Origin of the sequence: Anatilimnocola aggregata (assembly GCF_007747655.1) — a bacterium.
In the GTDB taxonomy this organism is placed as follows: Bacteria; Planctomycetota; Planctomycetia; order Pirellulales; family Pirellulaceae; genus Anatilimnocola; species Anatilimnocola aggregata.
Window position 1 is genome coordinate 171,937 of record NZ_CP036274.1, and the last position, 14,108, is coordinate 186,044.

The 14,108-nt window shown below is 57.6% G+C and carries 14 protein-coding genes; 12 read left to right on the forward strand and 2 right to left on the reverse strand.

Annotation, left to right across the window (positions count from 1 at the left end; translation table 11 throughout):
* Positions 1-64: 64 nt before the first annotated feature.
* The 3 genes from ETAA8_RS00605 (at position 65) to ETAA8_RS00615 (ending at position 4,874) form a co-directional block, all read left to right on the forward strand.
* Positions 65-2,512, forward strand: a complete 2,448-nt coding sequence (locus ETAA8_RS00605) for a DUF1592 domain-containing protein (RefSeq protein ID WP_202921475.1) — start codon at positions 65-67, stop codon at positions 2,510-2,512.
* Positions 2,509-3,843, forward strand: coding sequence for a DUF1552 domain-containing protein (locus tag ETAA8_RS00610; RefSeq protein WP_145083362.1), 1,335 nt, complete (start codon positions 2,509-2,511; stop codon positions 3,841-3,843). Before ETAA8_RS00605 ends, ETAA8_RS00610 begins: the two co-directional genes overlap by 4 nt.
* 95 nt (positions 3,844-3,938) lie before the next feature.
* Positions 3,939-4,874: a WD40 repeat domain-containing protein gene (locus ETAA8_RS00615; RefSeq protein WP_202921476.1), complete on the forward strand. Its 936-nt coding sequence runs from the start codon at positions 3,939-3,941 to the stop codon at positions 4,872-4,874.
* Between the two features lie 321 nt (positions 4,875-5,195).
* Here the strand turns inward: ETAA8_RS00615 and ETAA8_RS35760 are convergent, their stop codons facing one another.
* Positions 5,196-5,546 (reverse strand): hypothetical protein, encoded by a 351-nt coding sequence (locus ETAA8_RS35760; protein WP_145083368.1) that lies wholly within the window; start codon positions 5,544-5,546, stop codon positions 5,196-5,198.
* A gap of 74 nt (positions 5,547-5,620) precedes the next feature.
* Positions 5,621-5,836: a hypothetical protein gene (locus ETAA8_RS00625; RefSeq protein ID WP_145083371.1), complete on the reverse strand. Its 216-nt coding sequence runs from the start codon at positions 5,834-5,836 to the stop codon at positions 5,621-5,623.
* 314 nt (positions 5,837-6,150) lie between these two features.
* Between ETAA8_RS00625 and ETAA8_RS00630 the strand changes: the two genes are divergently transcribed.
* The 9 genes from ETAA8_RS00630 (at position 6,151) to ETAA8_RS00665 (ending at position 14,052) form a co-directional block, all read left to right on the forward strand.
* A complete protein-coding gene (locus tag ETAA8_RS00630) occupies positions 6,151-7,209 on the forward strand; it encodes a hypothetical protein (protein WP_145083374.1) in 1,059 nt (352 codons plus the stop codon).
* A gap of 82 nt (positions 7,210-7,291) precedes the next feature.
* Complete coding sequence (locus ETAA8_RS00635; protein ID WP_145083377.1) at positions 7,292-8,059, forward strand: hypothetical protein; 768 nt, start codon at positions 7,292-7,294, stop codon at positions 8,057-8,059.
* A 234-nt stretch (positions 8,060-8,293) separates the two neighbouring features.
* The gene (locus ETAA8_RS00640) at positions 8,294-9,586 is read left to right on the forward strand and encodes a hypothetical protein (protein ID WP_145083380.1); all 1,293 of its coding nucleotides are present in this window, start codon (positions 8,294-8,296) and stop codon (positions 9,584-9,586) included.
* A 364-nt stretch (positions 9,587-9,950) separates the two neighbouring features.
* On the forward strand, positions 9,951-10,358 hold the full coding sequence (locus tag ETAA8_RS00645) for a hypothetical protein (protein ID WP_145083383.1): 408 nt from the start codon (positions 9,951-9,953) through the stop codon (positions 10,356-10,358).
* A 166-nt stretch (positions 10,359-10,524) separates the two neighbouring features.
* Entirely contained in the window at positions 10,525-10,686 is a 162-nt protein-coding gene (locus tag ETAA8_RS34265) for an AbrB/MazE/SpoVT family DNA-binding domain-containing protein (protein ID WP_202921477.1), read from the forward strand.
* Between the two features lie 172 nt (positions 10,687-10,858).
* Positions 10,859-11,161 (forward strand): hypothetical protein, encoded by a 303-nt coding sequence (locus tag ETAA8_RS00650; RefSeq protein WP_145083386.1) that lies wholly within the window; start codon positions 10,859-10,861, stop codon positions 11,159-11,161.
* An 83-nt stretch (positions 11,162-11,244) separates the two neighbouring features.
* Positions 11,245-11,523 (forward strand): type II toxin-antitoxin system death-on-curing family toxin, encoded by a 279-nt coding sequence (locus tag ETAA8_RS00655; RefSeq protein ID WP_261343655.1) that lies wholly within the window; start codon positions 11,245-11,247, stop codon positions 11,521-11,523.
* A gap of 139 nt (positions 11,524-11,662) precedes the next feature.
* Positions 11,663-12,550: a 3-keto-disaccharide hydrolase gene (locus tag ETAA8_RS00660; protein ID WP_145083389.1), complete on the forward strand. Its 888-nt coding sequence runs from the start codon at positions 11,663-11,665 to the stop codon at positions 12,548-12,550.
* 65 nt (positions 12,551-12,615) lie between these two features.
* On the forward strand, positions 12,616-14,052 hold the full coding sequence (locus tag ETAA8_RS00665; protein WP_145083392.1) for a Gfo/Idh/MocA family protein: 1,437 nt from the start codon (positions 12,616-12,618) through the stop codon (positions 14,050-14,052).
* Positions 14,053-14,108 lie beyond the last annotated feature (56 nt).

The window sequence follows — 14,108 nt, forward strand, 5'->3', positions numbered from 1 at the left end:
GCCCTCAAGGTGGCCCACTTTCCTAGCGTGTATTCTAATCCTGGGGTCTGCCGCGAACCAAGCCATGGCGGATCCACAAGACGTCCGGCAGCTGCTGAGCAAGAATTGTGTGGGCTGCCATGGCGACAAGGAACAAAACGCCCAGGTTCGCCTCGATCGGGTCGCAGGATTCGATGAGGAGAGCCAGCCATTGTGGACGAAGGTTTACGAAGCGCTGATCAGCGGCGAGATGCCGCCAAAAGGTGAACCGCAGCCGACCGCGGCAGAGCGGCAGCAGATCTTGAAGTGGATCAGCGACCAGACAGCACAGCAAATCGCGATTACGGGCGGAACGCAGCGGCGGCTGAATCGCCGGGAGTTTTCGGCCGCACTGCAAGACCTTACTGGACTGCCGATTGACTTTGCCGCAGGACTGCCAGAGGACGCCAAAGTTGATGGCTTCGATACCGGCGCGGTCGCGCTGCAAGATGCAGCCGATTCGGTCGCCCAGTTGCTCGAAGTAACGCAGCGGGCAGTCGAGAGCATCCGCTTTCTGGAGCCGGCCCGCGACCGCAAAATCAACCTGGATTTCCGCGAATTGGAATTCACCGATTTTTACAAGTTCATCGAATCAAACTGGAAGGACCACGGAATCTTCACCCGATCCAAAGGGTTGCCGAGCAAGAAGGGAATCGGGCTGTATCTGCCGACGCAGTGGACGGGCGATAATGGCAATTCATTTCTCGCCTTGCCGGCACCGCCGGACAAGCGCGCGGCGCTCAAGATGACGCTCCGCGTGAAAACGCGGCGGCCAATGCCTGGGCTGCCCATTCCAATCCTGTGGGTCAAGGTCGGCGGCAACTACATCGATTATCGTCCCATCGGCGAGGAGCCGCAAACGCTGACGTATGCCGTGCGCATGGAAGATTGTTTGATCGAAGGTGACGCGATCAAAATCATGCTGCAGTCTTTCGTCGAAGTTCCCTATGCAGTCGACGGGTTCCCGAATGACGACTCCAGCAAGCCGGAGGACAATATCCCAGGCGGAATCGGTGTCTACCGCCCCAAGTTTGATCGCAAGGTACTGCGCGCACCTGATGAGCAGCCCGTGCCTTCCATTGTGATCGAGTCGATCGAAGTCGATTACGATCACCTCGCCGCGTGGCCTCCCGCTGCCTGGCAGGCAGAAATCGGCGACCTCAAAGATGACGAGGCGATTGCAGGAAAGCTGCTTCGTCTCTGGATCGAGCGCGCTTGGCGCCGGCCGGCGACCGACGAGGAACAAGTGAAGTTCTTCGCGCTCTACCGGCAGATTCGCAAAGAAGAGCTTTCGTTTGACGAGGCATTGCGGGCAGCTTTCCAAGCGGTGCTGATGGGCGGGCCGTTCCGCTATCTGGCTTCCCCGTCTGACAAAGACTCGCTCGTCGCTCAGCACGCGATCGCTGCGCGGCTGAGCTTCATGCTCGTTGGCGCCCCTCCAGACCAAGAATTACGAAAACTAGCTACTGCTGGCAAACTCCGTGACCCGCAAGTGCTTGACGCGCAAGTCGACCGCCTGCTGGGCGACCCGCGCAGCGACGCCTTTTTCCGTCCGTTTGTGACGCAATGGCTCAATCTCAACCAGCCGATCACTCAGACGATGACTCATTTCAGGAAACAGGATTTCCGATTCGGACGGCACCTGAAAGATTCGATGAGAGAGGAAACCATTCAATATGTCGCGCAACTTTTCAGGGACAACCGCCCGGCGAAAGAGTTGATTTCCAGTGACTGGACGATGATGAACGATATCCTGGCGGTTCATTACGGTCACCCTGGTATCGAGGGTGGCACGTTGCGGAAGGTTGCGGTGCGACCTCGTGAGGACGATCCGCGTGGGGGCGGCGTGCTGGGCCACGCCGGAATTCAGTCGATGCTCTGTTGGATGGGAGACAACTGGGTGATATACCGGGGATCATGGACCTTGAACCACATCCTGGATGATCCACCACCTCCGCCTCCGCTGGAAGTTCCCGAACTGCTGCCGTTCGACAAGGGGAACCAGGGCAAGAGTTTTCGGGAGTTGCTCATCCAGCACCAGGCGGACAGCAAATGCTCGGTTTGCCACAAGAAGATGGACCCGCTAGGTTTCGCCTTCCAAAATTTCGACCTGAGCGGTCGTTGGCGAAATGTCGAACACGAACGCTATCACCGTGCCGAATTGGATGGCAAAATCGAATGGCGCGGTGAAGGCAAGACCCGGCCCGTCGATGCTGTGGGAACCTTGCCCCGCGGAGAAGAATTTACCAGCTTCGAGGAGTGCAAGGAATTACTCGCCAGGCACTACCGCGACGATATCGTCCGGGGATTGCTCAAGAAGCTCACGCTCTACGGAACCGGGCGCATGCCGCATGCCCTTGATCTCATCACGATTCGGGAAATCATGAACGAGCATGCAGGCACAAGCTACGCGATGCGCGACTTGCTTAAGTCCTTGATTCGCTCTCAAGTGTTTCTGGAAAGTACCTCCAACCCCACAGGTCCTTTGCAATGAACGCCAAAGCTAACTCGATTTCCCGTCGTACGATTCTGCGAGGCTTGGGCGCCAGCATTGCGATCCCTTGGCTGGAGATCATGTCTGGCAAGACGCTTGCCGCCGCTCGAGGAAAATCCGATCCTGGGCGGCTCGCCTGCTTTTATGTTCCCGGCTGCATCAACCACTACAACTGGTTCCCCGTAGATACAGGCTTCCAGTATGCCATTTCGCCGACGCATGAGCCGCTCGCTCGCCATCGCGAGCGGTTCAGCGTGCTGACCAGCCTATCTCACATCGAAGGGCGGATCAGCGGCCATCCTCACCCGTACAATTTTCTCACCGGGCACAACATCAACATCACGCCCGGCGTACTGAGCAATTCCGTGTCGATGGATCAGGTGGCGGCGAAGTACATCGGACCAACTTACCTGCCGTCGCTGGTGCTGTCGTGGACTTCAGGCGTGGGCGCGGCGACGCTCTCGCGCAATGCTTTGGGGGTCGACATTCCGGCGACGAGTGACTATCGGTCAATATTCGAGAACCTTTTTCCACCCGCCGATGCTTCCCACCTAAAGCAGGCCAAAGCCCGGCTTGTGCTCAATCGCAGTATCCTCGACACGGCTGTTGGCGACGTGAAAGACCTGCAGCGGAGGCTGGGTCGCGCGGATCAACAACGCATGGAGCAATACCTGACTTCCATCCGCGAAGTCGAGAAGCGGCTTGACGATCGCGAGGCCATTCTTAAAAAGGGGCGACCGTCGTTCGACGAAACGAGTGTACAAACCGAACCCAAGAGCAAGTCGAGCATGCGGGACCACATCGAGCTCATGATAGACCTGATCGTGCTTGCCTTTCAAACAGATATGACGCGTGTGGTGACCCAAACCCTGGGCGGCGAAGCCGGGCCCAGCTATGACGAGTACAAGGAGTGGGCGAAAACGACTGGAGCGCCCACACGCGGCGTTCACGACTATCATCACAAGGGTTCCGGAAACCGCGGCGTGGACAACTCTGATACGAAACTGATCGGACTGCGCGATCGGATGTACTGCGAATGTCTGGCACGACTGATGGACAAACTGGCGGCCATCGAAGCCAGCGACGGCACGTTGCTCGACCACACTGTCCTGCTCTTGGGTGGGTCGCAGATCAGCAGCCATTCGGGCAGCAACTTCCCTCTGCTGTTAGCTGGCGGCAATAAGCTCGGCTTCCGGCACGGCCAGCATCTGAAGTGGAAGGGGAACGAGCGTTCGGCTTCGGATCTATACCTGACGATCTTGCAGCAACTGCGTTGTCCTGTGGAATCGTTTAAGGAGAGCAAGGGCCCGATCACGGAATTACTGGTATGAGGATCGCCGACAGACGCAACCTGCGGCGGTTGAACTTGCGTTCGCGCATTGCCACCTCCGTAATGCGATTGATGCTTTGCCTGGTGACTTGGTGGTTGGGGATTGCCGCGATGAAGGTGATTGCGCACGCCGATGAGGCGGCTCCGCAATCCCGCGAGCTTACCGTGCTGCGGGGCCATGATCGCTGGGTGTTGTCGGTGGCGATCAGCCCCGACAGCGCTTGGCTTGTGTCCGGCGGCGACGATCAAACGCTCAGGCTGTGGGATCTGAAGGCCGGCGGCCCAGTCCGGATGCTACGCCGCTACGCCAGCCCTGTGACCGCTGTCGCGTTCCATAACGATGGCAAGCGAATCGCTGTGGGAACGTACGACGGCAAACTTGAAATTTGCGATGCTCAGACCGGCAAGCAGGTGAGGCAATTTGACGGGCATGAGGACTCGATCACGGTGGTCCGCTTCGATCCGTCCGGCAAATACCTAGCCTCCGGCAGCGCCGACGATTCGCTGGTTGTTTGGGACACAAGCGACGGCACAGAGCTGCTCACTTTCGAGCAAGGCAATGAATACGATGTAACCACGGCGGCGTTCAGCCCCAATGGCAAGCAGATCGTAACCGGTGACGGCGAGAACGAGCTGAAAATCTGGGACACGTTAAGCGGCGAGGAAGTCCGGACGCTCCGCGGTCACACGGAAACCGTGACGTCGGTCGCCTTCAGTCCCTCGGGCAAACATATCGTCTCTGCAAGTTGGGACGACTCGCTACGTCTATGGAACGCGGAAACCGGCGACGTGGTGCAGACCTTTCGCGGTCACACAGGCGACGTCACGTCGGTCCTGTTCTCGTCTGACGGCTTGCGCCTTGTGTCGGCAGGCGAAGACAAAACCATTCGAATCTGGGACATCCGCTCCGGCAAGCAGGTGGCAACCCTCGCGGGGCACGTCGAAACTGTAATGTGTCTCGCGATCAGCGCCGACGGCCGGAACCTTGTTTCCGGCAGCAAAGACGAAATTTGCGTCTGGAAATCAGATTGATCCGCCAACCTTGAACGTCCTTATGAATGAAGCAAAGGTCGCATGGCTGCTAGGTCGGGTCTTCTAGGTATCTGTGAGCGCACGTCGATGTTCTAGTGTTACTTACCGGCGCGGGCGATCTAATTGGCCGCCTGCGGTTTAGGGTGTCATTTGAATTTTCGGGGGGACATTGTTGCCAATCGATTGGACAGTCCAAATGAGCGATAAATCCGACCTCGTAAGTCACCCGGTGCGGACAACACGCGACTGGGGTACAGCCGTCGCTATTCGCAAGTGCTCATATGGTTGGCGGGTGCCGACGCACGAGCCGCGGGGCAGGGTTCAGTTTTGTAGGTGAAGGGTTGGTTCGCTAGCGGCCCAGTAGTGGTTCCATTGGCTGGGATGGCTGAGGAGCAGGGCGCGGAGGTGGCACATGGTGTTCGTGCCGCGTTCTTTCCAGCGCATGCCGGCGCCTTTGAGGCGTTGCGTGACGAGGCGTTTGCAGCCGGACTCGACAGGTCCCGAGCCGATCTGCCAGCCGTTGGCGATATAGCGCGGATAATCCATGCGATGCTGATGGTTGCGGAAGTATTGGGTCTGTTCGCGATAGACCTCACTCCGCCAACCGCGCCAGCGCTGAGCATCGAGTTGTTCCCACTTGGCCAAGAGTGCCGCGCCCCCTTCGTGTTTCAACTCGACTGCGGATTGTAGATGATTCCCACCGCGGCCATGCGACTCTCGGCCTTGCGCGGGATCTCCTTGATCGATTACTGGAAGTCGCGGCCGAGTTGGAACTCACCGAGATGCAAGTAGGCGTTGACGAACACCTGTTGCAGCATCTCGCGCGAACGATCGAAATCTTGCAACATGGCCGCGACGACCCACCAGACGGGCTGCTCAAAACGACGGATCACTTCGGCGATACTTTTGGTTTCACCGCCGCGGACGCGTCGGATTAGGGGATCGATTCCGCCGGCCGTCATATGAGCGCTATTCCGCAGACGGGCGGAGCTGACATGAAGAATCGTCCCCCGTAGGAAAACATCTCGATTCGTCCAGGTTGGGGGCACCCGTTCTCTGGACGTCCCAAGTGTCCCGCTCGCGACGTCGGCGCTATCGCATCGTCATAAACGCTTGATAGAAAAAAACTTATCGCGACGCGCCCACGCCGCATGCTGGTCCTGTGGTTCTTTTTGCCTTCGGACGACTGGCGACGACTATTAACTCGTTAACGCGGCGTCCGATTATCGAACGTCTGCACAGTGCTAGCTCAAAACAGGATTAGACAGAGAGTTCCATGAAGAAGAAATCGAGCCATCGTCGAGCCGCCAAGCCGCCCGTTGCAACGAATGCGTCCAATGAGTTGGCCCAACGGGTCATTCACGCGCTGACCAAGCGACTGTCGTGTGAGCCCTCGCCATCGGTATCTCGTCAAAATCGCCAAGCGACGGGTGATCGAGACCTAGTACGAGCGGCGTTGGCCGTCCTCTTGAAAATCCCCAAGTCGCAGGTGACGAATGCCCTCCTGAACAAGCATATTCGGCAAATCCAAGCCGACGCACGCAAGGATGCAGAGCTTGTCGGTGCCTATCTAGATCAGTTGATTTTGCAGCTAGAGAGGCTCGGCTGTACCAGTCAAGTAGCAATCGAACAGTATCTCGATGCCGAAGATCAAGTGCTATCCAAACTGTATGCCGAATTAGGACGCCCGCATCCGAGTCCAACCAAGCTTTTGCAACTGAGCGTTCAATACGCGCTGGATGCTCGGAAGATCGTCGACGCCCCGGCTCAACAGATTGACGTTCGTCCCGGTAAGACGGGCTATGAAGTCGCCGTTATTCCGCGCGGGCAAGTGAGGATCCGATCGCTGCCTTATCCAGGGCAAGTCGTCGGCAACCCGTTCGCAACTCAGCTGCTAGCGCTCGTGCAGCAGAAGCCGCCCGCCTACTCGGAGATCTTGGAACTGATCGAGACGTTGTTGCGACGCGTGCCGACGCATTCAAGCGGCGCTGAGCAACCGAAGACGCCGGCGCCCTTGATTGAGGTTGATCTGGAGGAGTCGATCGTGATTGTCGCAGGTCGTCCCTATCCCGTCGATTATGAAGGGGTGCGCTTGGTCAACTTGCTGATTAGCGAGCCAAACGTCTGGTTCGGACCGAGAGATTACGCGCAGGATGAAGTCCTCAAGCTTATCGACCGGGTTGATCGGGTCTACAAGAAGCTTCCGGCTCCTATCAAATCGCTCATCGAAGCCAAAACTGGCGCCGGCTATCGTCTCTCGAAGGCGCGATTGGCGGAGCTACGCCAAAAGACGTCCGTAGTTACGCCAAGCAAGGCGGCCGACAATTATCGGTGATGGCGTGTAACGGCTTCTCGAGACACGATTACGGAGATCAGCTATGGAACAGGTTGGGAATTTATGCGTCGGATGGAGGCGCGTGGAGCTGGGCGCCGATTGGCGTAAGCACTTGGCCGAAGACTATGCTGCCCGCGATAAAGTGCGGATGCCCGGCGAGTTTGACGTGGCGACGCGACAAGCGGCGGAGTTCTACCGACTGCAATCGCAGGGTGAGCCCGGGCAAGCTGCGGCCGGCAAGAAATACCCAGATATCGCGACGGCAGTTGCGGCTTGGGGCCAGCCGGAACTGCGAGTGGCCGTCCAGATACTCGTCTTGGCCAATGTTCCCGCCGCCGAGATTTGCGAACTGTTGCAGGTACAGGAGGCCATACTGCAGGTCATCGAGAACCTGTACTTCGACGTTCGTCCGATGCTGACCGCTGCGCCCTGGATCGTCGCCAAAGTAATCAATCCCGAGGCAGACGCCGGCCGCGATGACGTAGCCGCTCGGTTGCGGGCGGCCTATTCCTACGGTCCTTATGTCGCCAAGAAGTTGATCGAAGCCAAGCTTCGCTTGCCGACTGAGCCGGCTGAGCAATTCGCCGACGCCGCAATGTTGTTGCACGCCAAGATTGTGCAAGCCACCGAGATGCCCCTCACCTCGGAACAGTCGATCGAGTTCATGAAGTTAGCTGTCGAGATTCGTCGCGACGAGAAATTCCTCCAACTGGAACGTGAGAAACTCGCATTTCGCATGCAGCGGTGGGCACAACGTCTCGAACTCGCCCAGATTCAACGCTCGGCATCGCCGCAGAATAACGAACGAGCTGATGAAGATCGGACGGCCGCTTCGGCGGCAGCAAATTAACCGAATGACAACCTGCAGACGCCGTCGGCGTCTGCACCACCCAGTTTACGGAGAAACACAATGAATTCCTGCTTTGATTCCTATTTAGAACTATGCCGACCGTTTGCGTTCCCGGCTCCTTGGAATTGCTGCGAAGCGGATAAGCACTCCCTGTTAGGACCGACGGACCCGGCGGCGGCTTTGGCCTCGTTGATGGAGCGTCATTCTGAGCAGAGTTTGGTGAGAAGCGGCATAGTGAAGAAGGATGCCGACGGTCGGCTCGCCCTGCGCCCGATGCTCGCGGCTCCCGACGTCGCCTTCGTCGTGCTGATCGATACGACCACAGGCCGGGTTCGCAATCTGATGACCGAAGCCGGCTGCGTGTTGGGGGACAAAGCCCCGATTTTCGAGGTGTTGGGCGACAAACACACGTTCGACGCTCTCGATATGGACGAGCAGGCCGTGTTCCTGACGGACACGATCAACGACACCATTCTGTTGCGGTCATTCGGGCTGGTAGCCGCTCCGATCGCCGGCCTCAATCGTCTGAATCAGCAAGGGATCGATCTGTTGTGCCAGTACTACGGTGTTACGCAACGGCTGAGCGAACGGCAGCACGAGGAACAATTTGAAAGTCAAAGCCAGCAAGATGATCACGGGTTGGAATCGGCCCCCGACCCGAATGATCCACTTTATCGATCTGGCCTTCGTAGGGCGACGCCGAACGTCGGGTCGGCGGGTATGCCGGGCATGCCGCCCTACATCCTTCCTAGCTCCGGTTATGTCGGAAAGGATGAGCCCCCCATCCGGCTGACTCTTGTGCGATGGCGTCTGTGCTTGATGTCGAAAACGGACCCGGTTTCCATGCAAGCCGCCGTCGACGAACTGAAGGTGATGGCGCGTTATCGCCATATCGACATCGGCGAGCTCAGCCAGTGGACTCCGTCTGAACGCGATTTCGAGGCGATTCGCTTCGCTCTGTCCCGTGGCGAATCTGTTTGGATTAAGGACGCTTTACTCGACGGCATCTACTCGGGCGTCGGCAAGTTGGATCACCTCAAGACCAAGCCGGCTATGGTCACGCCGCCGACCGACTTGGCCGGTGCCGTTGAGCATCTTCACGAGACCATGCTCGTCACGACGGACGAAAAGAGCCGTCAGCGACGTAAGGAAGCTTTGCACAATTACCACCGCGTCGTGGCTCGCCAGGTCACCGGGCCGATGTTGCGTCAAGCCGAGGCGGCCGTCGACCCGCTTGACCGCGCCTTGCAACTTCAATTCGTACAACTGAACGCCCTCTTTCTGGAGAAGGCGCCCACGGTCCGCGAGCAAATGTTGCAGGGCCTTTCGCCGCAACGCGAAGAGTCGTTGAAGGGCACGGACAAATCGGTGTCGGAGTTGCTGGCCATCAGCGGCCAGATGGTGTCGCTTGCTAAGGAGATGACGAAATGGAAGCCACGCCCGACGTCAATGCCGTCGAGAACGCCGACGACGAAACTAAATCTTTCCCGGCGCTTCGCCGACTCGGACTTGGTCTCTCAGAATTAGAAGCTCTACGCCAAAAGGGATACCTAACTCAAGATGATCGCGGCCACGGACATGAAGGTTATTGGCGACTAAGGTTTCGGCTGGGGGGCCGCGCTCGGGCCGTTTACGTGGGGCGTGACGAAGAACTTGTTCAACGCGTACGCCAAGAACTACTTGAGCTACATCATGAACATCACCAGAACCGACAAGTCGCCAAATTGGCCGCGGAAGGCAACAAGGCCTTGCGAACGGCCAAGCGACGGCTTGAGCCCGTATTACTGCAACTCGGATTTCACTATCACGGAGACACGTTACGGAAGAGTCGCGGCGACAAGAACGTCGTCCGCTAGTAGTTCGTTTCTTTTTCACCATGGAGGACTGAAGGATGACTGACACAGAAGAAATTACCGACGAGGTCGTTGCCCAGTCGGAGGAATCCATCGAGGCGCTGAATCCCATCGACGAGTCGCCGGCGACGGTGCCGTTCGATCCGGCCTACGATAGTCGTCGGCAGCGGATTTACGATCATCGCGTCGAGGCCCAAGCGGAGCCCAACACCATGATCGCCTGCTTGGCCGGAGTGAATTCGGACTTGTTTGACACCGAGCTCATCGTGGCCGAGACGCTTCGCCAAGGTTTGGCGGCCAGCGGCGGTTCGCTCGAGACGATCGAACGATACGGCCCGCTCATCGAATTGACCTTGCGGCTTTCCAAGCAAATCACGCAGGTCACCCAGTTGGAACAACGTGCCCGCAAAGACAATGGGGAGGGCACATCGTCGAAGCCTCGCTAACGGCAAGCGAAGAAATCGCGATCTGCGCCCCAACTCGACCGGGGGGTGGCTCGGGCGGGTTGGGGCCGATTGCGGCAACATCGTGATGCACAAAGATGGTTTAACAATGTGAATACAATGTAGTACCATTGGAGTAAGTGAAGTGGACTTCGCAGGAGTGATCGAGATGATCAAGAAGCTGAGTAAACACGGCAATAGTTTGGCGCTGGTGATCGACCGTTCGATCCTCGATCTGCTCGGGATCGACGAGCAGACGGCGCTGGAGGTCTCGACCGACAGTGCAGCGTTGAATTACGGCGATCGTGGTACAAGCCTGCGCGCTCGATGATCGGTCGGCAAATCAACTGGACATCGCTTGCGCCACGTGCCAAACTTTGTGTCTTAAAGCGGTCCACAGGCCAGACTTTCTGTCTCAACTCGGACAAGGTTTGTGTCCCACGGTGACGTAAGTCCTTATTTCATGGTGCGCGGCGTGACAAGGTTTATGTCCGCCTCCAAGAATGCCGCAACCACTGGATAAACTCGAAGACGGATTGGGAGTTCGTATTGCGCCGTCGATTCTGGAGCATCTCGGAATCGATGAATCGACCAAAGTCGAAGTAGCCGAGATGGCCGGTGCCATTGTTGTCCTGCCCTGGTTGTTCGATGAGCAGAAGCGCGCCAATCTTAAAGAATTGCTAGAACTCCTGCGGCTGGCGATCGAGACACAGGAATCGAGCAGCGAACGCCGAACGCGATTCGTGAACGCGCTGGCCGCCACGAATCAGCAATACGCGAAGACGTTCCGTCGACTGGCGGAGTAACTTCGCGTGGCTGTGGAGTTTCTGACTGTTGAGGAAGTGATGGAGATTCATCACAGTCAATTGGCCCTCTTTGGTGGGATGCGATTCCACAGCAAACCTTCCTAGGTAGCTATTTACACACCGATCTTTTTGAAATGGCGGCGGCCTACTTGTTTCACCTGGTGCAAAACCATCCGTTCTTGGATGGGAACAAGAGAGTGGGTGCCGCAACTGCCACCGTCTTTTTGCGATTGAATGGCATGATGCTAACAGCGTCTGAGGACGAATTTGCAGAGCACGTCCAGGGAGTGGCCTCAGGTGCGATTGGCAAGCCTCAGGTCACGGAATTTATCCGCCGGAACACGGCCGATCTGGACGACTAGCTTCACCTGAATGCGTCGAGTCGCCGATGATCGCTCAATGTTGCATTCGAAACCGGTTCAGCTATTTTAGAGTGGAAAGAATCGTTGCCTGTGGTCGGTTCTTCCCACCAGCTTGCTTCCTCCTCTCAATGGTCATGCCATGCAACGGTATTTCTTCGCGCTCACGCTTCTCGCGTTCTCTTGCCCGACGATAACCGCTGACGATAGCTCGGCTAGACAGTCGCTCACCAAAGAGGAAGCCGCCGCAGGTTGGAAGTTGTTGTTCGACGGCGAATCGCTCAAGCACTGGCGTGGGCTGGGCATGGACGAAGTGCCCGATTGCTGGGTTGCCCAAGAGGGTTGCCTCAAGTGCGTTGCTAGTGGCAAAAAGCGCAACGATCTGACGACCGACCAGGAGTTTGAAAATTTCGAGTTCACTTTCGAATGGCGTTTTCCCAACTCCAAAGGGAACAGCGGCGTGAAGTATCGCGTGCAAGAGACCAAAGGAAATGGCTACGCGTTTGGCCCCGAGTATCAATGCCTGACAGACTCCAAGGGGAACGATAAGTTCTCAACCGCGTCGCTCTATGGACTGTTTGCGCCGGAAGGAAAGGAACTCGCGCCCGCGGGTGAATTCAATCAATCCAAAATCGTCGTCGACGGCAATCATTGGGAGCATTGGCTGAATGGCCGCAAGGTGGTCGAAGTCGAATTCGGCAGCGAAGCCATGAACGCAGCAGTGGAGAAGAGTAAGTTCCGCGGGAAGGGTTGGGCTGAACATCCCCGCGGACGCCTCGTGCTGCAAAACCACAACACCGGCGTCGACTTCCGCAATCTCAAGATTCGCGAGCTTCCCGCCACCAAGCCGGCGGTGAAGGAAGCCAAAGCCGACGAAGAGAAGCCCCCAAAAGCAGAGCCAAAAAAGGCAGGGCCAAAAAAACCGAAGAGCAAGCCAAAATCAAAAAAGCCCGAGCCCCAGCAGCCAACTCCAGCAGACGAAAAGGCAACGCCATCGCCGACCGACGATTCTGTAAAGAAGTCTGAGTAAGCCTCTCGATATGCCATCGCAAATTCTCTCACCACAAAAACTCCTCCCCTGCCGAGACCACTCCCATGACAGATAACATCTCACGATCCCAGAGTCGTCGTACGTTTCTGCAGAACTCCGCCCGGGCTGCCGGTGGACTTTCCGCCGCGGCGTTGCTGGCCGGGCCGACTTCGGTTTATGCGGCGGAAGCGAAGGAGAAGGTCAATTGCGTGGTGATTGGCTGTGGCGGGCGCGGTCAGTCGCACATCGGCACTTCGCTCAGCCAGAATCTGGTCGCCATCGTCGATGCGGACGAGAAGCAACTCGATTCGACGCGCAACTCGATCAAGAACAAGAACGCCGCTCTGGCCGACAAGGTGCAAACCTTCACCGACTATCGGACGATGTTCGATAAGCTCGGCAAGCAGATTGATGCGGTCTTCATCGCCACACCGAATCACCAGCACGCATTGCCGTCGTTGATGGCCATGCAACTTGGCATTGGCGTCTACTGCGAAAAGCCCCTCTGTCACACGGTGGACGAAGCGCGACAGATGTCCGCGTTTGCTGCCAAATACAAAGTGCCAACGCAGATGGGCAACCAAGGGCACTGCGACGAAGGCTATCGCCGATTGTGCGAATATGTCTGGGCCGGCGCGATCGGCAAGATCACTGAAACCCATAGCTGGTCCAATCGGGCGAACGGTGGCATCGGCGCACGACCGCCAGCGCTGACGGTGCCGACTGGCCTCAACTGGGACAGTTGGATTGGCCCTGCTCCGTTTCGCGACTACCACGTCGATCTGCACAAGCACGAGTGGCACGGCTGGTACGACTTCGGCAACGGTTCGCTCGGCAATATGGGTTGCCATGTGCTCGACGGCGTCTATTGGGCACTCAAGTTGGAACATCCCACGACGGTCGAAGTGGAGCAGATGTCGGGAGGTACCAAAGAACGGCTGCCTACTGGCACGCGCATTCGCTGGGATTTTCCTGCCCGTGGCGACATGCCAGCGCTCAAAGCCTATTGGTATGACGGCCGCATCGGCGTTGGCGATACCGGCGACGCGAATACGGCAGCGCCCAAGGGTACGCGTGGCAAATCCAATGTTCCGCCACTGTTGACCGAACTGGTAGCCAAGTATCCGGAGCAGAAATTCGATTCGAACGGCACCATCTATGTCGGCGAGAAGGGCATGCTCTACACGGGTACATACGGCGGCAGCATGCGAATCGTTTCGCCCGAACAGATGAAAGCAACACCAGCTCCCGCTAAGACGCTGCCGCGCCCCTCCAGCGTGGGGAGCGATTTCCTTCGCGCTGTGCGCGAAGGCAAAAACGACACTGCCTCGCACTTCGACTATTCAGCTAAGCTTACCGAATTCACACTGCTCGGCAATCTTGCCCAGCGCGCGGGGGTTGGCAATCCCGTTCAATGGGATGGCCCCAACATGCGAGTCACGAACCTCACCGACCTCAACCAATGGGTGAAGATCGAGAACCGCGAAGGTTGGCGCGTGTGACGTAACGAAAATGGCCGGCGTGATTGACATCGCACCGGCCATTTCAATTTCGTTTA